Below are 18,261 nucleotides of genomic sequence, written 5' to 3' on the forward strand. Positions count from 1 at the left end.
GGGCACGGCCGCGCGCTTCAGCCGTAGCGGTCCAGAAAGGCGTCCCGGGGCATCCAGGCCATCTTGGGCCAGGCCTGCCCGTCGCTGGGCGTGCGGGTGGTGCCGTAGGCGGCGCGCACGAGCCGGAAACCCAGGCCGTACCAGCGGGCCCGCAGGGGCGGCAGCTCCAGCAGCGTGAAGCCGGACTTTTCCAGGGGGCCGTGAAACAGCGTGACCGCGAAGACCGCCTGGGCCGGGGCCAGCTCGGGCCGGTCGCGCAGGGCCGCGCCCACGTCCTTCAGGCTGCGCTGGTAGGCGCGGTAGGTCCCCAGCAGGCTGCGCGAGGCCAGCCCCACCAGCCGCGCCGAGTTGAGGTGCAGTTCGGCGGTGGGGGTCCCCGGCGGCAGCGGCAGCGGAGGCGGGGCGTGGTCCAGCGGCGCCACCCGCATGACCGCGTCGGCGCGCTGCGACAGGTCGATCACGCCCTCCTGCCGGGCGTAGCGGTCCTCGACCACGGCCGAGTACAGCGCGGCGGCGAGGTCGCGCGGCGTGCCGGCCCGCAGGTCCGGCAGCGCGCGCACCGGTCCCGGCCGGTAGCCCAGCGCCCGCGCGGCCGGCAGGAAGGCCCCGAGTTCGGCCGGCCAGGCCCGCACGACCGCGCCCGGCTGGGGTTCCTCCAGCGGCGCGGGCAGCGGGGCCACGCCCCAGGCCCACAGGCGGCGCAGCGCCGCGCCCGAGAGCGCCCCCCCGTCCAGCGCCCAGGCCGTGACCGGCTGCCCGGCGACGGCCTCCAGCAGCGCCAGGCCCGCGCCGCCCGGCTCGGGTGGCCCGAAGCCCGCGATCTCGTGGCCGGCCAGCGTGGCGGCCCGCAATTCGGTGGGGACCTGGGCGGCCAGAGCGGGCGGCACGAGCAGGGTGGCGCGGGCGCGGCCCGCTTCCAGGGCGTCCAGCGCCGCGCGCAGGTGCCGGGGCGAGTCGGCGGGCACCTCCAGCCCCAAGGCGGGGTCGCCGGGGTGGCCGCCGCGCAGCGCCCCGAAGGCCCCGGCCCGCAGCAGCGGCGGCCAGGGCGAGCGGAAAGCCGGCCGCCCCGTCATCGGAACGCGCTCCACTCCGGCGGCCCACCGGGCCAGTCCGTACGGCGCGACGCCGCTATGTATCGTCTCACCTCCCGACTGTAACGCGGCGGCCCGGCCCCGGTCCCCGACCCGACGCGCCTCTCATGTCCGGAGGGCGTATGCTCGGCGTACATGCTTCAGGTTTCCTTCACCTCTGGCCCGGCGGACGTGCGCCCATGAAGCCTCTGCGTGTCGGCCTGTTCACCGATACCTTCCTGCCGGACCAGAACGGCATCGTGACCAGCGTGTGCCTGCTGAGCGACGAGTTGCGCGCGCGCGGGCACCACGTCGAGGTGGTGGCCCCCGACTTCCCCGAGCACCTCGACCACCGCCCCGACGTGCGGCGGGTGGCGAGCCTGCGCTACGCGTTCTTGCCCACCTACCGCCTGGCGTGGCCCACCCGCAAGAGCTTCGAGCGCAAGTACGACATCGTCCACACCCACACCCCGCTGACGCTGGGGCTGGCCGGGGCGCGGCTGGCGCGCAAGTGGCGGGTGCCGCACGTGGCGACCTACCACACCCACCTCGCCGCCTATACCCACTACGTGCCGGGCCTGCACCTGGTCGACCAGGGGGTCGGCCTGGTGCGGCGCTACTCGGCGGCGCTGTACGGCCGCGCCGACGCCGTCATCACGCCGACTTCCGGCATGCTCGACGTGCTGCGCGCGGTGGGGGTCCAGCACCCCGTGGTCATTCCGACCAGCATCGAGCCGCGCGTGCTGGAGGCGGCCCCGCCCATCCTGAACCCCTGGCCGGGGGGCACCCGCCGGCTGCTGACGGTGGGCCGACTGGCCCGCGAGAAGCGCTTCGACCTCGTACTCGACACCCTCTCGGAGCTGCCGGACGCGCACCTCGTGGTGCTGGGCGAGGGCCCCGAGCGCGGGGCGCTGGAGCAGCACGCCGAGGGCCTGGGCATCCGGGAGCGCGTGACTTTCGTGGGCGTGCGTCCCTGGACCGAAATCGGGGCGTACTACCGCCTGGCCGAACTCTTCCTCTTCGCGTCGGACACCGAGACGCAGGGGCTGGTGCTGCAGGAAGCCCAGCTCATGGGCGTGCCGGTCGTGGCGGTCGGGGCGCGCGGCACCCTGAGCGGCGTGCAGAGCGGCTACAGCGGGTATCTGGTGACGCCCGGCGATGTGGGCGCGCTGACCCGCCATGCCCGCAGCATTCTGGGCGACCCCGGCCTGTGGGCGCGGCTCTCGGCGCAGGCGCGCGAATTCGGCGGCCGCACTACCCCCGGCGGCGTGGCCGAGCAGGTGCTCGAGGTCTACGGGCGCGTGCTCGGCGACGGCAGCGACCAGGAGGACGAGCCGGCGCGCTTCATTCCCTCATTTCATCGAAGTAGCCGCGTGTATGGCCGCTGACGTTGCGAATGTGTCGCCACAGGAAGGGCAGCACCCCGTCGTCGAGGCGGCGCGGACTGGTTTCGACCAGCGCGCCGGGCACGTAGCCGACCGGCCCCAGGCGGGCCAGGGCCTGTCCCAGCATCACGTCCTCGTAGGCCTCGACCACCGGATAGCCTCCGGCCATATGGGCCGCGGCGCGCGAGTAGGCCATGTTGGCGGCGGCCAGGTTGGGGCGGCCCACCACCCGGCAGACATGCAGGAAGGCGCTGTACGACAGCCCCGACAGTTCGGGCCAGGGCCGGGGCAGCCCGAAGAAACGCATGGGACCGTACAGGGCCGTGTGTCCCGGCACGGCCGCGTTCAGCGCCCCGAGCCACCCGGGCATGGGCAGCGAGTCGGCGTCGGTCGTGGCGACCCAGGAGGCGTGCGCGGCGTCCAGCCCCATCTGGCGGGCGTGGGCCACGCCGCGCACCTCGCAGCGCAGCACCTGCGCGCCCCAGGCGCGGGCGATGGCAGCCGTGTCGTCACGGCTGGCGTTGTCCACCACGATCACTTCGGTGGGCGAGAAGGTCTGACGTTCGACGGCGCGCAGGGTTGCCGGCAGGTAGGCCGCCTCATTGCGAGCAGGAATAACGACCGCAAAATCCGGCACCCGAACAGGGTAGCAGGTCACCTTGTCGGGGCGACCGCGCGCCTCCGGAGGTGCCTGTGACCCCGGCTCCCCGCCCGGCCCCGAAGTTCGGCCGCCTCAATCCCCTGCGGCCCGACCTGACTGCCGGCGTCATGAGCGCCGCGCTGACGCTGGGGCTGGCCGAGTTCGTGCGCAACGGCCTGTACGCCGCCTACCTCACGCAGGTCATCGACACCCGCTTCGGGTTGCCGCTGGCCGCCGCCGCGAGCGCCTGGACGGTGCATCTGGTGGCCGACACCCTGATGCGTGGCCCGGCGGGCGCGCTGATCAACCGGTTCGGCCTGCGCGCGGTGATGTTCGCGGGCGCGGCCCTGAGCCTGCTGGCCGTGGCGCTGCTGCCCCTGGCCCACCACCTGTGGCTGCTGCTGCTGCTCTCGGCGCTGCACGGCGTGGGCTTCTCGGCCATGTGGCCCGGCACCATGAACCTCACGGCCGACGCCGCCCGCGAGGGCTACCAGGGCCGGGCACTGACCTTCATCAACGTGGCGGTCACGCCGCTGATCGGTGCGGGCGTGCTGGTGTACGGCGCACTGGCCGGGCGCGGCGACAGCGTGCCGCTGACCCTCGCCATCGGCATCCAGGCGGGGGCCACGCTGCTCTCGCTGCTCGTGCCCCGGCAGCGGCCCATGCAGGGCGAGTCGGGCGCCGTGGCGACGCCGCGCCTGCCCACGGCGCAGCTCGCCCGGCAGCTCGCGCCGCTGCTGCCCGCCGCCTTCATGCAGACCCTCACCCTGACGCTGCTGGGGCTGTGGCTGTTCCGGATCGCGCCGGGGTTGGGGCTGGACTACTGGGGGCTGGTGGGCCTGCTGGTGACGGGCGGGGTCGCCGCCTTCGCCGCCATGCCCCTGACCGGCAAGGTGGCCGACGGCGGCCGGGCGCTGCTGGCGGTCACGCTGGGCTACGCGCTGGTGGGGGCGGCGCTGGCGGGCTTCGTCCTGAAACCCCCCGTCGCCGTGATGTACCTGCTCGGGCCGCTGGCGGGCGTGGGCTACGCCTTCCTCGCGCCCGGCTGGGCCGCGCTGGTGACCCGCGTGCTGCCCGAGGCCCAGCGCCCCGCCGCCTGGGGCGTACTGATGTCGGTCGAGAACATCGGCGTGGCCCTGGGGCCGCTGCTGGGAGCGCTGGCCTACGATCATCTGGGCGGGGCCACCGGACCCTTCAAGGTCAGCGCGGCGCTGGCCCTGCTGACCTCGCTGGGCTACGTGTTGTTCCGCCACGCCTTCCGCGAGTCGCCCGCCTCTGCCGACGCGGAACCTGCCTGGAACGCGGGTCGGCGGACCGGTCACGACTAGGCCGGAGGACCGGGACCCCTCACCGGGCGGACAGGGCGGGGCGGCGGTACCGGGCAGGGCGGCCAGATGCTGGACATACGGGCCGGGCTACGCCTGGGCCGCACCCACCCCGACGTGCAGGCCCTCAACCTCTGGCCCGGGAACCGCAATGCGGGGAGGGGACCCGCAATCAACGCCGGACGCCTCCAGGCCGAGTTCCGCCACTTGCTTGATCTGACCCGCCTGCACAACTTCATTCAGGTGCCACTCACACGCACGCAGCCCACTGGGCCGGCCTCCTGCGTTCATGGCCCCGACCGGGCCCCCCACAGGGCCTGACAGGACCCCGCGCCCGCCGTCCCTTCCGTATACTCGGGCGTCCGACCATGATGCCTCTGCCGCGCCGCCTGTCTTCTCTCCCCCGCCGCCGGGCCGGGCAATTCGGCCTGGCGCTGCTGGCCCCGCTGCTGGCCGAGGTGCTGGGGCGTTCGGCCGGGTGGGGGGCGCTGGGGGCCGGCGACGGGCACGCGCCCCAGGTCGCCCTAACCTTCGACGACGGGCCCTCGCCCCGCACGCCCGCCCTGCTGGAGACGCTCGCCCGGCACGGCGCGCAGGCGACCTTCTTCGTCACCGAGCCGGCGGTGCGGGCCTACCCGGCGCAGCTCGCGGCCATCCGGGCGGCCGGGCACCAGATCGAGGCCCACGGCCGCTGGCATCGCCCGGCCCTGCTGTTGCCTCCGTGGCAGGAATGGGCACAGATCGCGTGGCGGCCCCCCGGCGGCGGCCGGCTGTACCGCCCGCCCTACGGGGGCCACAGTCCCTTCACGCGGCCCTTCGCGGCCCTGCTGGGGCGGCAGGTCGCGCTGTGGGACGCCGAGAGCCGCGACTGGACTGTCCCCGCCTGGACCCCGGCCACCGGTGCCCACGCCGCCCAGGCCCTCGCCCGGCGCACGCTGGCCCAGGTGCGCCCCGGCAGCGTGGTGCTGCTGCACGACGGCCCGGCGGTGACGCCCGCGCTGCTGGCCGGACTCCTGACCGGCCTGGAGACGCGCGGGCTGCGGGCCGTGCGGGCCGACGCGCTGCCCCTGCGCCGGATCACGCTGCGCTCCGGCCTGCGCCGACTGCGCCGCAGCTACGGGGGCTAGGCGGCCATGAGCGACTTCGACGCCCTCCAGGCCATCATCCGCCGCCACGCCGAGGCCCGGCAGGCCGACCAGCAGGCCTGCGAGACCTTCCTGAACGCCCTGTACCGCGCGCTGCGGCGCGCCAGCGGGCCGGGCCTGCCCCTGAACAATGTCTCGCTGGACCCGGTGCCCGACCCTGCGCAGGGGCTGCGGCCGGTGCCCGTGGGGGCCTACCACGCGGCGTGGTTCCGCCTGGGGCTGTGCGAGGTGCTGGTGCGGGTACGCCGCGACGGCGGGCACTTCCGGGGGGAGTATGCGGGCGGCTGCGCCTTTGAGGTCCAGGACCCCGACGAGAACGCGCTGACGGTCCTGGCCCGGCGGATGCTGCGCGACATCGGGCGGTTCTACGGCGGTCCGGAAGGTGGCGGCACCCTGAACTGAGGGACCTCAGCGCAGGTTGAACATCATGACGACGTGCGCGGCCGTGCCGCCCAGCACGAACAGGTGCCAGATCTCGTGGAAGCCGAAAAAACCGGGTTTCGGGTTCCAGCGTTTGGTGCCGTAGACGACGGCCCCGGCGGTGTACAGCACGCCCCCGACCGCGAGCCAGATCACTGCGCCCACCGGCAGCGACCGCACGAAGGCGGGTAGCAGCGCCACCGAGAGCCAGCCCAGCGCCAGATACAGCGCGGTGCTGACCCAACGCGGCAGCCGCATCGTCAGCAGTTTCAGGGCGATACCCGCCAGGGCCACGCCCCACACCAGCGCCAGCACGCCCACGCGCCAGCCGCCGCTCAGACCGAAATACACCATCGGCGTGTACGTCCCGGCGATGAGCAGGAAGATGCTCGCATGGTCGAATTTGCGCAGCCACAGCATCCCCCGGTCGCCCGGCCGGAACGAGTGGTAGCTGGCCGACGCGCCGTACAGCAGCGCCATGCTCACCCCGAACACGATGAAGGGCCACAGCGCCAGCCCCCGCGCCGAGGCCCAGCCCAGCAGCGGCCCCAGCACGAGCAGCGCGCCGGCCACCCCGCCCCAGTGGGTCAGGGCGTTGACCGGCTCGCGCGGGGCGCTCAGGAGGCGGCGCATGGACCTGGGCCGCTCAGCGCCCGCCGTAGTTGGGGGCTTCCTTGGTGATCGTCACGCCGTGCGGGTGGCTCTCGATGAGGCTCGCCCCCGTGATGCGTACGAACTGGGCCGTGTCGCGCAGGGTCGTCAGGTCCGGCGCGCCGCAGTAGCCCATCGAGCTGCGCAGGCCGCCCGCGAACTGGTACAGCACCTCGCCGGCCGTGCCCTTGTAGGCCACGATGCCCTCGATGCCCTCGGGCACGAACTTGCGGCTGCCCCCCTGAAAGTAGCGGTCGGCGCTGCCCTGGTCCATCGCGCCCAGGCTGCCCATACCCCGGTAGGACTTGTAGCGGCGGCCGTCGCGCAGGATGGTCTCGCCGGGGGCCTCGTCGGTGCCGGCCAGCATGCTGCCCATCATGACCACGCTGGCGCCCGCCGCGATGGCCTTGGGCACGTCGCCCGTCTGCTTGATGCCGCCGTCGGCGACCACCGGAATGCCCGCCTCCATCGCGGCGGCGCTCGCCTCGAAAATCGCCGTGATCTGCGGCACGCCCACGCCCGTCACCACGCGCGTCGTGCAGATGCTGCCCGGCCCGATGCCCACCTTCACGGCGTCCGCGCCCGCCAGGATCAGGTCGCGCGCCCCGGCCCGCGTCGCCACGTTGCCCGCGATCACGTCCACGTCGAAAGCTTCCTTGACCCGGCTCAGCGCCTGGAGGATGCCCTGGCTGTGGCCGTGCGCCGAGTCGAGCACGAGCACGTCGGCCCCTGCCGCGACGAGCGCCCCGGCACGGTCCATCAGGTCGGCCGACACGCCGATGGCGGCGGCCACACGCAGGCGGCCCAGGGCGTCCTTGGCGGCGCGCGGGTACTTGATGCGCTTGGAGAGGTCCTTGATGGTGATCAGGCCACGCAGGAAGCCGTCCACATCGGTCACCAGCAGCTTCTCGATGCGGTGGCGCTTGAAGATCTCCTGCGCCTCGTCGAGCGTGGTGCCCACCGGCACGGTCACGAGGTGCTCACGGGTCATCACGCCTTCTACCGGCACGGACTGGTCGTCGATGAAGCGCATGTCGCGGTTGGTGATGATGCCCAGCAGCTTGCCCTGCGGGTCGGTGATCGGCACGCCGCTGATGCGGTACTCGCCCATCAGGCGGTCGGCCTCGGCCACCGTGGCGTGGGGCGGCAGCGTGATGGGGTCCACGATCATGCCGCTCTCGCTGCGCTTGACCTTGCGGACCATCTCGGCCTGGGCGTCCACCGGCATGTTCTTGTGGATCACGCCGATCCCGCCCTCGCGCGCCATCGCCACGGCCATCTTGGTCTCGGTGACGGTATCCATCGCTGCCGACACGAAGGGCACGTTCAGACGCACGCGGCGGGTGAGCTGGGTCTCGATGCTCACCTCGTGCGGCAGCACCTGCGAGTGCCGGGGTTGCAGCAGCACGTCGTCGAAGGTGATGCCTTCCTGGCCGAACTTGTAGCCGTAACGGTCCTGTTGCGCCTGGTCGTGGTCGGTGCGCGGCACCGGCATGGTCGGGGAAGAGACGGTCATGCACCCGAGTTTAGCCCCTGCGCAGGCCCCCGACTGGGCCGCGCGTCCCGCTTGGCTGCCCGGTCCGGGTCTTGCGTGTCCGCACGCACCATGCTAGATTTCTGCTCGCCCGCCGAAAGGCTGGGAACGTGAATGGGGTCGTAGCTCAGCTGGGAGAGCGCGTCGTTCGCAATGACGAGGTCAGGGGTTCGATCCCCCTCGACTCCACCAATCTAAGAAACCCTCCACCGTGGTGGAGGGTTTTGTCTTGGATGATCGAGGTGAACTGAGCGTAGGATTCTTTATGATCCTACGCCCAGTTCAGTTGTTGACTACAGCAAAATAGGCTTCGCTATTTACACCCTTGACCGGTATAGTCACGGGCGCGCCATTACTACTATGGCCTAAGAATTCGAGATCTGCCGAGCTATAAGCACTGGCTTCCGTTGTAGTTGCCAGATTGATCAGAGAACCAGCCAGATTGATACTGACGGTGGAGCTAGGTAATCCGTTTGCCCCCGTAACGTTTGTGCCATTGACAGGACATGAAAAATTGGAGGTGCGCTCGTCACACTGGTATCCGGAGGTGATATAGACATTCATTCCGGTATTTTCGGCGGGCAGAGCAACCTCTCGGCCGTTCACTTCGTACCGCGTGATGCGGTAGCCGGTGATGTAAGCAGCATCGGAGCCGGGACGGGAAGTAAACACGAAGGTGGCAGGACCTGCTGTACTGGCGCTGTAGGCAACCGAGGCTGGAGTAGTAATAGCCCCATTCGTGTCACGCTTTTCACTCGTGACTATTTTGGTCACGGTGACTTGAGAGCCCGCGTCCGACGAACTCACACCGATATCGATCCGGCTACTTCCTCCGATCGTTCCGCAGCCGCTCAGGCCGACCAGCGCCGGAATCAGCGCCAGCAAAGCGATTTTCTTCATTCGTTCTCCTCCGTGTCGGTGACTCTGAGATGGGGATTGAGGATGTAGAACGCCAGGCGTTTCATCCCGGCCAGAAAGTCCACGTTCTCCACAATCACACCACGCCACTCATCACCAATTTCTTGCTGACCGCTCATCTCTGAGGTGCGGGGCTGAAGGACGATGGGGGCGAAATTCAGGATGCCGCGCACCCCCGCATCGACCAGGGCCTGCGCCGCGTCCTGCGCGCGGTCGGGCGGCACCGCCACGAAACCCATGTCCACCCGCTGCTGCCCCTGGGCCTGGGCAGCCACGAAGTCCCGGAGCGTATCCATATGCCGGATGTTCAGGCCCCGCACCTCGCGGCCCATGAGCTCGGGGGCCACGTCGAACAGCCCCACGTACTGGAAGCGGTAATCGCTGGCCCCGGGGTAGTTGGCGATGGCCTGACCCAGCCGGCCCATCCCCACGATCACCACGTTCCAGGTCTGATTGAGGCCCAGCACGCGCACGAGTTCGCGCTTGAGGAGCGGTACGGTGTATCCCATGCCGCGCGTCCCGAAACGCCCGAAATAGGCGAGATCCTTGCGTACCTGAAAAGCAGTGACACCCGCGCGTTCGGCGAGGTCACTGCTGCTCGTTCGGTCGATCTCCTGCGCTTCCAGGGTTTCCAGAATGCGCAGGTAGGTCACCAGGCGGCTAATCGCCGCAGTCGGAATGTCTGCCATGCACCTTAACGTACACGGAAGTGGTCCATCCCCGCGCTGTCGAGGCGGCCCTCGGCGCGCAGCAGGGCGTCGCCGCTGTACGGCCCGACCAGCACCGTCACCTTGCCCTCGGGCGGCGCGCTCACGGTGGGGGCGAAGCCGGCGTCGCGCAGCATCCCGACGAGGCGCTGGGCGCTTTCCTCGCGGTCGAAGGCCCCGACCTGGAGATAGCGCGGGCCGCTGGGGGCCGCCTCCTGCGTGGCGGGCGTGGCCGTCTCCTGACTGGACGCCTGCGCCGCGCCCTGACTGTCCGGGGCCGCCTGGGCCGACGTGTCGCCGTCCGTCGCCGGAGTGCTCACGCGGTCGGCCTCGGTCTGGGCGGCGCGCTCGCGGGGACGGTAGAGCAGCGCGCCGGGGGCGGCCCGCTGGATGTCGGCCAGGGCCTGACGCGCCGTCGCCTCGTCGGCGAAGGGGCCGACCTGCGCGACGTACCCGCTGCCGATGTCGATGGGGTACACCGTGTAGCCCAGCCCCGACACACCGGCCGTCTGGGTGCGCACCGTGCGCTCGCTGCTGAAGCTGCCCAGGCTGATGCGGTAATCGCTGCGCAGCGGCGTGCGCTGGGCACTGGCGGCCACAGCCCCGCCCGCCCGGGGCGCGACGCTGGTCTGGGTCTGAGGCTGGGCGGTCTCGGTGCTCACGGAGGGCTGCACCGGCTGGGCGTTCTCGGGCAGAGGCAGCGTGGTCAGCGGCCCCACGGGCGGCGTGGCGGGCACCGGGGGGATCTCGGTGGCGGCGGCCGTGCCGTTGTCGGTCGTCTGGGGGACGGTCGTCGCCGTCTGGCCGGTGGCGGTCTGGCCCGCCGCACCCTGGCCGGTCGTGGTCTGGCCCGACTGATCCGTCGCCGTGGAAGTCTGCGGCTGCGTCGCGGTCTGGGTGCTCGGCGCCGTCTGGGTCTGGGCCGGGGTGGCCGAGGACGGGTCCGTCTGCGTCTGGGCCGTCTGGGTCTGCGCGGTCTGGGTCTGGCCGGTCGTAGTCTGGCCCGACTGATCCGTTCCTGTCTGCGCAGTCGTCTGACCGGTGGTCTGGTTCGAGGTCGTCTGGGGGGTCGTGGTGGTCTGGGGCGTAGGCACTTCGGAGACGGTGCCGGGCGAAGCGGGAATTACGACGGTGGTCGACGGCTCGGCCGTCACCGGAACCTGGGCCACGGGCCGGGGCCGCTGCTCGAGGAGCAGGGCGCCGAATCCGCCCAGCAGCGCGAGCACGAGCACGCCGATCATCATGTCAGGCCAGCGGCGCGGGCCACCGGAACGGGCTTTGAGTCTGGTCATTTCAGGGCCTCCCTGGCCCGGACATTACCAAGATTCGCCGCCGTGCGCAGGGACTGCCGTGCCTCCCCGTCACGGCGCTGAGAACGCTGAGAAAGGCCGAGCAGATACCACGCCTCGGCGTCCTTGGGGCTGTCGGTGACCAGACCGCGCGCGACGGCCTCGGCCTCAGTGTAGCGGGCGTCGGCCAGCAGCGCCGAGGCGAGGTTGCGCCGGGCCTCGGCCGAGGGAGACGCCTGCACGCTGGCCTGGAGGGCGCTCACGGCGCCCTTGTAGTCCTTCAGGGCGTAGCTGCTCAGGCCCAGCCACAGCGAGGTCTCGGCGCTGGGGGTGGCTGCGGCGCTGGAGGCCAGCAGGGTGCGGGCGCGGGCATACTGCCCCTGGCGGTACAGGCCCACCCCCTGCACGAACTGGGCGCGGGCGCGTGTGGCCGTATCGGGGCTGAGGGTCAGGGCCAGTGCGGCGTCCTGCGTGGCCTGCGCCGTCTGGCCCAGGTCCAGGCGCAGCGCGGCGAGGCTGGTGCGCGCGGCCGCGTCCTTGGGGGCGAGCTGCACCGCCGCCTGATAGGCGCTCAGCGCCCCGGCGCGGTCCTTGTTCTGGAGGCGCAGCTGGCCCTCGCGCACATAGGCGGCCACGTTGCGCGTGTCGGCGGTGCGGGCGTCGCGGGCCGCGAAGATGGCCGCGCGCAGGTCGCCCGTGGTCGCCAGGATGCCCGCCTGTTGCAGCAGCAGCGCCGAGCGGGCCGTGCCGTTGGCGACCCGGCCTACGGCGGCGCCCAGTTCGCGCAGCGCGCGTTCGGGCAGGCCCTGAGCCACGTAGATGTCGGCCAGCAGCGAGGCCGCGTCCACCCGGCCCGGCTCGCGTTGCAGCAGGGCGTACAGGCCCGGCAGCGCCGCGACCCCCTGGCCGGCCAGGGTGCGCGCCTGCGCCAGCCGGAACTGCACGTCGCCGTTTCCGGGTTGCAGGGCGGCGAGGTCGGTCAGGGTGGTGCTCAGGGACGCGAAATCGGCGCGCCGGGTCTGCTCGCCCGCCACCGCCTCCAGGGCGAGGGCCTGCGCCTGCGCGTTGTTCGCGGTGCGGGCCAGCGCAGCGGCGTCCTGGTAGAACTTCAGGGCGTCGTCGAAGCGCCCCGCCCGGCTGGCGAGCACCCCGAGGTTGTAGGGGCCCTCGTAACTGGCCGGCGACAGCACCTGGAACTGCGTGAACTCGAAGGCCGCGCCCTTGTCGTCCTTCTGCGCCAGCAATGTCAGCGCGAGGCCGAAGTGCGGCGCGGGGTTGCTGTAGTTCTGCGCCACGAGCGCCTCGAAGCCCGCACGCGCCTGGGCGTAGCGCCCGGCCGTGAAGTCGCTCTGTGCCGACGTGAGGGCGGTCTGCTGCGCGGCGCTCAGGGGCGTGACGGTGACGGCCGGGGTGCCAGCGGCGGTGGAAGTTGCCGGCGTCGCCTGCGCCGAGGTCTGCGCCGATGTGGTCGCCGCCTGCCCCTGTACGGACTGTTCCTGCTGGGCCTGCGGGATGGCAGGCACGGCGAGCGTGCCGGGCAGGGCCGAAGTGTTCAGCGTGTTCTGGATGCTGGTGGTCGTGACCGTCTCGACCAGGGACTGGGCCGAGGCCGGGCCGCAGGCGAGGGCCACGCTCAGCAGCGCGGCGAGGCGGACAGGGATTCTGGAAACGGATTGCATGTCGGGGGCCTCCGGAGGGTAGGGACGTCTCGTCCCAGCCTAGGTCAGCCGGTCTTGCATGTTCCTGACGCCGCCTGCGGGCTCGCCCAGCCGGCGTTTTCCGGGTCCGGACACCTGCTCCGCCACCGGCTCAGGCGGCGCCGAAGCGCGCCTCGCCGCGCGCCGCGTTGGGACGCTTGAGGGCCAGCTGCCCGCATGCCGCCCCGGCGTCCTTGCCGCGCGACCGGCGCACGCTCACGTCCACCCCGCGCGCTTCGAGCGCGTCGTAGAAGGCCTGGATCTCGGCCTCGGTGCTGCTCTCGAAGCCGCTGCCGTCCCAGGGGTTCATGGGAATGAGGTTGACGTGGCTGACCAGCCCGCTCAGCAGGTCGGCCAGCAGCTCCGCCTGCCAGGGGTGGTCGTTCACGCCGCGCAGCATCGAGTACTCGAAGGTGAGCCGCCGGCCCGTGACGGCCTGGTACTCGCGCGCCGCCGCCATGATCTCGCTGATGCCGTTGGCCGCGCCGGTCGGAATGATGCGCTGGCGGGTCTCCTCGTCGGGGGCATGCAGGCTGATCGCCAGCTTGAGGCCCAGGTCGTCCTCGGCCGCCAGCCGCCGGATACCCTTGGCGAGGCCCACCGTGCTGAGGGTGATGCGGCGCTTGCTCATGCCCAGGGCCAGGGGGTGCAGCAGGATGCGCGCGGCGTTCATGGTGTGCTCGTAGTTCAGCAGCGGCTCGCCCATGCCCATGAACACCAGGTTGCGCAGTTCGCGCGGCGCGAGGCCCTCGCCGCCCGCCACCGCCAGGATCTGGCCCACGACCTCGCCGGGGGTCAGGTTGCGCCCGAAGCCCATCGCCCCGGTCGCGCAGAAGGCGCACTTGGCCGGGCAGCCCACCATCGTCGAGACGCAGATGGTCTTGCGGTCGAGGTAGGGCATGTAGACCGCCTCCATCTGACGGCCGTCCTGCAACGTGAACAGGTACTTGACACTGCCGTCGGTACTGCGGACCGTCTCGATCTCGCGGAAGGGATTCAGGAGATAGTCCCGTTCCAGCTCGGCGCGCAGCTCGGCCGGCAGGTTCGCCATCGCCGCGAAGCTGCCGACGCCTTGCCCGAACACCCAGTCCAGGAGCTGCCGTCGCCGGTAGCCCTCCAGCGGATAGTCGTCGGGGTGCAGGTCAAGGAGCAGGCGCATCCGGCCAGTATAGGGCGCGGCCGGGTGGTCGGGCGAGAGGCCGCGCACGTTTGCGCGGCGCGGCCCCCGGCCCCGGCCCCTAGCGGCGCAGCGACGGGGCCTGATCGCTCGCCGGGTCTGCCCGGTCGCCGGACGGCCGGTCACGGTCATTTTCCGCCTTCGTCTCCGTATCGTCCGGGGGTTCGTCCGCCGGCCAGAAGTGGTCGGGTTCGGCGGGGGCGGGGCGCGCGCCGCGCTGGGCGGGGCTGCCCAGCCAGTAGCGCGACACCCACAGCTGCAGCAGCAGGGCGGCCGGAATCGCCAGGAAGGCCCCCAGGAACCCGGCCAGGGTGGCCCCGGTCAGGACCGCGACCAGGATCCCGGCGGGCTTGAGGGTCGAGGTCCGGCCCATGATGGTCGGGGCGATGACGTTCCAGGCGAGCTGGTTGAGGATGAAGTACAGTCCGCACACCAGCAGGACGGTGGTGCTGCCCTGCGGCAACGCCTGAAGGATCACCGGGACGGCCGCCAGCACCATGCCGACTGCCGGCACGAGGTTGAGCAGGCCGGTGAGCAGCCCCAGCGCCAGCGCATTGGGCACGTTGAGCAGCAGCAGCCCCAGCGCCGCCACGACCGCCGTCGCCAGCGAGGTGAGCAGCTGCCCGCGCAGGTAGGTGCCGAAGGACCGGCTCACGTCGTCGGAAAGCTGCTTGGCGGTAGGCTGCCAGTGGCGCGGCAGCAGCCCCAGGAGCATACGCCCCGGCCGCGCGTGGTCGAGCATGAAGAACACACCCAGCGTCAGGACGATCACGCCCTGTCCCAGCCAGCCCAGGAAGCGGCCCACCCGGCTGAAGATGTCCGAGTTGGGGTTGAGCGCCCCGGCCAGGATCGGCCCGACGTTGCTGTTGATCTCGGCCACCTGGTTGCGTACGTACTCGGTGAGGCGGCCCTGCATCTGGGCGATGCCGGGCACCTCGCTGTGGTCCTTGAAGGCCTTTTCGAGCAGCGAGGGCAGGCGGTTGAGCAGCACCGGCAGGCCCGAGATGAAGGCGCTGATCTGCGAGGCCAGGGTCCAGAACAGCACCCCCATGACCCCCAGGAACAGCAGCACGAGCAGCAGGGTGCCCCAGGGCCGCCCCAGGCCCCGCTTCTGGAGCCAGGTCAGCAGGGGGTTGACCAGATACGACAGGCCGTAGGCCATGCCGATCACGGCGACCACGTTGGACATGCGGCCCAGCAGCGACCAGGCCAGCCACAGCAGGGCCAGATAGAAAGGCAGCCGGATATAGGGCCGGTTCCACAGCAGGGCCAGGTACTGCGGCACGGTACGGTTGGGGGGCAGGGGCTTGGCGTTCACGGGCGTTCTCCTCTGGGACTCGGGCCCGGGGCGTCGGGCCAGGCCCAAGCTTACGCGCCGGCTCGCCGTTTGCCCTTCCGGCGCGTGCAGAGCATTCCCCAAGACAAGGCGGGGGCCGGACCGCGCCGGGGGGCATAGCCTGGGCCCATGGCCGACCCCGTCTTCTCTGTCCTGACGGCGATGATCACGCCCGCCGTGCTCATCAGCGGGGCGGGCACGCTGCTCCTGAGCACCAGCAACCGCCTGGGCCGCAGCACCGACCGCGTGCGCAACCTCACCACCCGGTTCAAGCTGCTGATGGGGCCGCAGGGCCAGACCGAACCCCTGGCCGCCGAGGAAAAACGCCTCATTCTCGAACAGCTGCCGCGCCTGACCCGCCGCACCCGCTACCTGCACCGGGCCATGCAGGCCTTCTACCTGTCGGTGGCGCTGCTGGTCGGCACGAGCATCCTCATCGGCGCGCAGGGCCTGAGCGACCTGCGAACCGGCGCGCTGCCGGTGATCCTGTCGGTCGTGGGCGCGTCCATGCTGGCCTACGGGGCGCTGCTCCTGAGTTTCGAGTCCACCCTGAGCAGCCAGACCACCCGCCGCGAGATGCGGTTTCTGGAAGATCTGGGAGGCCACTACGCCGAACAGGTCCGCCGGGGCGGGCAGGAAGTCGGGCGCTAGGGCGCGAACAGCCCCGGCGGCGCGGCCATGGGCGGCCCCAGACCGGCGGCGGTCAGGCCCACGAGGCGCACCTCACGCCCCGCGAACAGGCCGGGCGTGACCAGCCGGGCCGCGCAGGCGTGCAGGTCGGCGGCGGCCTGCACCGGGTAGGTCAGCGTGAGGCGGCGGGTCAGGACTGCGCGGTCGGCGAAGCGCAGCTTGAGAATCACGGTGCGGGCCGCCAGACCGGCCGCGTGCAGGCGGCCCTCGACGGTGGGGGCCAGTTCGCCCAGCGCGCGCACGACCTCATCGGGCGCGCGCAGGTCGTCCGCGAAGGTCGTTTCGGCGCCGATGCTCTGGTGGGCGCGCCCCGGCTGCACGGGCCGGTCGTCCTCGCCGTGGGCGACGCGCCAGAAATGCTCGCCCTGCTTGCCGAACAGCCGCGCGAGCCGCTCCGGCGACGCCGCGCGCAGGTCGGCCCCGGTATGGATGCCCTGGGCCGCCAGCCGCGCGGCCGTCGCCGGCCCGATGCCGTGAAAGGCCGCGACCGGCAGCGTGGGCAGCAGCGTCTGCGCCTGCCCGGGCAGCAGCACGGTCAGGGCGTCGGGTTTGTGCAGGCCGCTGGCGAGCTTGGCGAGAAACTTGTTCACGCTGACGCCGGCCGTGGCGCTCAGGCCCGTGACAGAGCGGATCTCGGCGCGCAGGCCCTGGGCGATGCGCGTGGCGCTGGGACCGCCGCGCAGGGGCTCGGTCACGTCCAGGTACGCCTCGTCGAGCGAGAGCGGCTCGACGAGCGGCGTGTACGACCGGAAGATGGCCTGAAGGTCGGCGCTCACGGCGCGGTAGGCGTCGAAGCGCGGCGGCACGACCCGCAGCCCCGGACAGCGTTCCAGCGCCCAGTGCAGGGGCATAGCGCTGCGCACGCCGAAGGGCCGCGCCTCGTAGCTCGCCGTGAGGACCACGCTGCGCTTGCCGCCCCACGCCACCGCCAGCGGCACGCCGCGCAGCGCCGGGTCGTCGCGCTGCTCGACCGAGGCGTAGAAGGCGTCCATATCGACGTGAATGATCTTGCGGGTCATGGCGCGCAGACGGACCGGACGCCGCCTAGTCCACCTGCAGGAAGATCGCCTTGAGGTACTCGGCCTCGGGGAAGGCGGCGTGGTGGTCGGGGGCGTGGCGGCTGGTGCGCAGTTCCTTCGCGGCGCGGCCGGTGCGGCGCACGGCGGTGCGCACGGCCCCGAAGAACTCGTCGGCGCTGACATGCGCGCTGCACGAGGCGCTCACCAGCACGCCGCCCCGGCTCAGGCGGGCGAGGCCGTCGGTCGCCAGCTTGCCGTAAGCCCGGATGGCCCCCTCACGCTCGCTCTCGCGGCGGGCCAGCGAGGGCGGGTCGAGGACGATGAGGTCGAACTCGCGCCGCGTCTCGCGCAGCCAGTCGAACACGTCGGCCTGCACCGTCTCGTGCGGGGTGGTCAGGCGCGGATTGAGGGCGAAGTTGCGCCGGGCGCCGTCCAGGGCGTGCGCGCTGATGTCGAGGCTGACCACCTCGCGCGCCCCGCCCCGCGCCGCGTACAGCGAGAAGCCCCCGGTAAAGGAAAAGGCGTTGAGCACCCGCCGCCCGGCCGAGAAGCCCTCCACCCGGCGGCGGTTCTCGCGCTGGTCGAGGAAGAAGCCGGTCTTCTGGCCCTGCACCACGTCGGCCTCGAAGGCCAGCCCCGACTCGCGGAAGACCACCGGCCCGTCGGGGGCGCGGCCCAGCAGGGTCTGGCCGTCGTGCAGGCCGATGCCAGCGGCCGCGTCCTGGATGTTGCGGCTCAGGCGGGCGACGACCCGGAAGCCCGGAAAGCGCGCCGTGAGCAGTTCGAGGACGAGCGCGAGGTGCGGGAACCACGCCGCCGTGTACAGCTTGACGACCAGCGTGTCGGCGTAGCGGTCGAGGACCAGGCCCGGCCAGCCGTCCGACTCGCCGTTGATGAGACGGTAGCCGTCCGTGTCGGGGGCGAACAGCGGCGCGCGGCGCTGTAGCGGCGTATCCAGGCGGTGTGCCCACCACGCCGGATCGAGGGTGGCCGGCAGCCCGGCGTGCAGCACCCGCACCCGCAGCGGCGAGGCCGGGTCGTACAGGCCGATGGCCAGGAAGCGGTCGCGGCGGTCGTAAATCACGGCCAGTTCGCCGGCCTCGCCGGGGCGGTTCTGGTCACGCACGCTCGACTCGTACACCCAGGGATGCCCGGCGCGGATGTGCGCCTCGGCGGCGGGGGTCACGCGCAGGCGCAGGCGGGGCAAGGAGGCGGCGGAAACACCAGACATACCCCCCAGCGTAGCGCAGCGCGCATG

17 protein-coding genes and 1 tRNA gene are annotated in these 18,261 nt (G+C 72.0%); 6 read left to right on the plus strand and 12 right to left on the minus strand.

Features of this window, described 5'->3' with window-relative positions:
• Positions 1 to 17: 17 nt before the first annotated feature.
• Complete coding sequence (locus DGO_RS11145) at positions 18 to 1,073, minus strand: YkoP family protein (RefSeq protein WP_050920790.1); 1,056 nt, start codon at positions 1,071 to 1,073, stop codon at positions 18 to 20.
• Positions 1,074 to 1,270: 197 nt separating this feature from the next.
• Between DGO_RS11145 and DGO_RS11150 the strand changes: the two genes are divergently transcribed.
• Positions 1,271 to 2,458 (plus strand): glycosyltransferase family 4 protein, encoded by a 1,188-nt coding sequence (locus tag DGO_RS11150; RefSeq protein ID WP_014685624.1) that lies wholly within the window; start codon positions 1,271 to 1,273, stop codon positions 2,456 to 2,458.
• Here the strand turns inward: DGO_RS11150 and DGO_RS11155 are convergent.
• A complete protein-coding gene (locus DGO_RS11155; protein WP_014685625.1) occupies positions 2,415 to 3,092 on the minus strand; it encodes a glycosyltransferase family 2 protein in 678 nt (225 codons plus the stop codon). The genes DGO_RS11150 and DGO_RS11155 overlap by 44 nt on opposite strands.
• 56 nt (positions 3,093 to 3,148) lie before the next feature.
• On the opposite strand from DGO_RS11155, the gene DGO_RS11160 reads away from it, so the two are divergent.
• The 3 genes from DGO_RS11160 (at position 3,149) to DGO_RS11175 (ending at position 5,967) form a co-directional block, all read left to right on the plus strand.
• Positions 3,149 to 4,423: an MFS transporter gene (locus DGO_RS11160; RefSeq protein ID WP_226991353.1), complete on the plus strand. Its 1,275-nt coding sequence runs from the start codon at positions 3,149 to 3,151 to the stop codon at positions 4,421 to 4,423.
• Between the two features lie 365 nt (positions 4,424 to 4,788).
• Positions 4,789 to 5,547: a polysaccharide deacetylase family protein gene (locus DGO_RS11170; RefSeq protein WP_226991354.1), complete on the plus strand. Its 759-nt coding sequence runs from the start codon at positions 4,789 to 4,791 to the stop codon at positions 5,545 to 5,547.
• Positions 5,548 to 5,553: 6 nt separating this feature from the next.
• On the plus strand, positions 5,554 to 5,967 hold the full coding sequence (locus DGO_RS11175) for a hypothetical protein (RefSeq protein ID WP_014685628.1): 414 nt from the start codon (positions 5,554 to 5,556) through the stop codon (positions 5,965 to 5,967).
• Positions 5,968 to 5,973: 6 nt separating this feature from the next.
• On the opposite strand, the gene trhA is transcribed toward DGO_RS11175, so the two are convergent.
• Together trhA and guaB are read right to left on the minus strand one after the other, a co-directional pair.
• Entirely contained in the window at positions 5,974 to 6,618 is a 645-nt protein-coding gene (gene trhA / locus DGO_RS11180; RefSeq protein ID WP_014685629.1) for a PAQR family membrane homeostasis protein TrhA, read from the minus strand.
• A gap of 13 nt (positions 6,619 to 6,631) precedes the next feature.
• Entirely contained in the window at positions 6,632 to 8,152 is a 1,521-nt protein-coding gene (gene guaB, locus DGO_RS11185) for an IMP dehydrogenase (RefSeq protein ID WP_169331010.1), read from the minus strand.
• 134 nt (positions 8,153 to 8,286) lie between these two features.
• On the opposite strand from guaB, the gene DGO_RS11190 reads away from it, so the two are divergent.
• Positions 8,287 to 8,362, plus strand: a tRNA-Ala gene (locus DGO_RS11190).
• 90 nt (positions 8,363 to 8,452) lie between these two features.
• Here DGO_RS11190 and DGO_RS23285 read toward each other — a convergent pair.
• The 6 genes from DGO_RS23285 to DGO_RS11215 form a co-directional block, all read right to left on the minus strand.
• Entirely contained in the window at positions 8,453 to 9,070 is a 618-nt protein-coding gene (locus DGO_RS23285; RefSeq protein ID WP_145975311.1) for a hypothetical protein, read from the minus strand.
• Positions 9,067 to 9,777, minus strand: a complete 711-nt coding sequence (locus DGO_RS11195; RefSeq protein WP_014685632.1) for a redox-sensing transcriptional repressor Rex — start codon at positions 9,775 to 9,777, stop codon at positions 9,067 to 9,069. Before DGO_RS11195 ends, DGO_RS23285 begins: the two co-directional genes overlap by 4 nt.
• 5 nt (positions 9,778 to 9,782) lie before the next feature.
• A complete protein-coding gene (locus tag DGO_RS11200) occupies positions 9,783 to 11,087 on the minus strand; it encodes an SPOR domain-containing protein (protein WP_083847280.1) in 1,305 nt (434 codons plus the stop codon).
• A complete protein-coding gene (locus tag DGO_RS11205; RefSeq protein ID WP_050920791.1) occupies positions 11,084 to 12,763 on the minus strand; it encodes a tetratricopeptide repeat protein in 1,680 nt (559 codons plus the stop codon). The genes DGO_RS11200 and DGO_RS11205 overlap by 4 nt, the downstream gene beginning before the upstream one ends.
• A 130-nt stretch (positions 12,764 to 12,893) precedes the next feature.
• Positions 12,894 to 13,940, minus strand: coding sequence for a dual-specificity RNA methyltransferase RlmN (gene rlmN / locus DGO_RS11210; protein WP_014685635.1), 1,047 nt, complete (start codon positions 13,938 to 13,940; stop codon positions 12,894 to 12,896).
• A 79-nt stretch (positions 13,941 to 14,019) separates the two neighbouring features.
• Positions 14,020 to 15,276, minus strand: a complete 1,257-nt coding sequence (locus DGO_RS11215) for an AI-2E family transporter (protein ID WP_169331011.1) — start codon at positions 15,274 to 15,276, stop codon at positions 14,020 to 14,022.
• Positions 15,277 to 15,423: 147 nt separating this feature from the next.
• Here DGO_RS11215 and DGO_RS11220 point away from each other — a divergent pair, with 147 nt between their 5' ends.
• Positions 15,424 to 15,945 carry a DUF2721 domain-containing protein gene (locus tag DGO_RS11220; protein ID WP_014685637.1) on the plus strand — a complete coding sequence of 174 codons (522 nt, stop codon included), beginning with the start codon at positions 15,424 to 15,426 and terminating at the stop codon, positions 15,943 to 15,945.
• Here the strand turns inward: DGO_RS11220 and dinB are convergent.
• Together dinB and DGO_RS11230 are read right to left on the minus strand one after the other, a co-directional pair.
• Positions 15,942 to 17,003 carry a DNA polymerase IV gene (dinB, locus tag DGO_RS11225; RefSeq protein WP_014685638.1) on the minus strand — a complete coding sequence of 354 codons (1,062 nt, stop codon included), beginning with the start codon at positions 17,001 to 17,003 and terminating at the stop codon, positions 15,942 to 15,944. The two genes, DGO_RS11220 and dinB, sit on opposite strands and share 4 nt — an antisense overlap.
• 25 nt (positions 17,004 to 17,028) lie before the next feature.
• Positions 17,029 to 18,234, minus strand: a complete 1,206-nt coding sequence (locus DGO_RS11230) for a 23S rRNA (cytosine(2499)-C(5))-methyltransferase (protein ID WP_043802137.1) — start codon at positions 18,232 to 18,234, stop codon at positions 17,029 to 17,031.
• Between the last annotated feature and the right edge of the window lie 27 nt (positions 18,235 to 18,261).

This window comes from Deinococcus gobiensis I-0 (genome assembly GCF_000252445.1).
Taxonomy (GTDB): Bacteria; Deinococcota; Deinococci; order Deinococcales; family Deinococcaceae; genus Deinococcus; species Deinococcus gobiensis.

Coding starts and splice junctions, on each gene's coding strand:
- DGO_RS11145 (WP_050920790.1), bottom strand. CDS start 1,073: ATGACGGGGCGGCCGGCTTTCCGCTCGCCCTGGCCGCCGCTGCTGCGG.
- DGO_RS11150 (WP_014685624.1), top strand. CDS start 1,271: ATGAAGCCTCTGCGTGTCGGCCTGTTCACCGATACCTTCCTGCCGGAC.
- DGO_RS11170 (WP_226991354.1), top strand. CDS start 4,789: ATGATGCCTCTGCCGCGCCGCCTGTCTTCTCTCCCCCGCCGCCGGGCC.
- DGO_RS11175 (WP_014685628.1), top strand. CDS start 5,554: ATGAGCGACTTCGACGCCCTCCAGGCCATCATCCGCCGCCACGCCGAG.
- trhA (WP_014685629.1), bottom strand. CDS start 6,618: ATGCGCCGCCTCCTGAGCGCCCCGCGCGAGCCGGTCAACGCCCTGACC.
- guaB (WP_169331010.1), bottom strand. CDS start 8,152: ATGACCGTCTCTTCCCCGACCATGCCGGTGCCGCGCACCGACCACGAC.
- DGO_RS23285 (WP_145975311.1), bottom strand. CDS start 9,070: ATGAAGAAAATCGCTTTGCTGGCGCTGATTCCGGCGCTGGTCGGCCTG.
- DGO_RS11195 (WP_014685632.1), bottom strand. CDS start 9,777: ATGGCAGACATTCCGACTGCGGCGATTAGCCGCCTGGTGACCTACCTG.
- DGO_RS11200 (WP_083847280.1), bottom strand. CDS start 11,087: ATGACCAGACTCAAAGCCCGTTCCGGTGGCCCGCGCCGCTGGCCTGAC.
- DGO_RS11205 (WP_050920791.1), bottom strand. CDS start 12,763: ATGCAATCCGTTTCCAGAATCCCTGTCCGCCTCGCCGCGCTGCTGAGC.
- rlmN (WP_014685635.1), bottom strand. CDS start 13,940: ATGCGCCTGCTCCTTGACCTGCACCCCGACGACTATCCGCTGGAGGGC.
- DGO_RS11220 (WP_014685637.1), top strand. CDS start 15,424: ATGGCCGACCCCGTCTTCTCTGTCCTGACGGCGATGATCACGCCCGCC.
- dinB (WP_014685638.1), bottom strand. CDS start 17,003: ATGACCCGCAAGATCATTCACGTCGATATGGACGCCTTCTACGCCTCG.
- DGO_RS11230 (WP_043802137.1), bottom strand. CDS start 18,234: ATGTCTGGTGTTTCCGCCGCCTCCTTGCCCCGCCTGCGCCTGCGCGTG.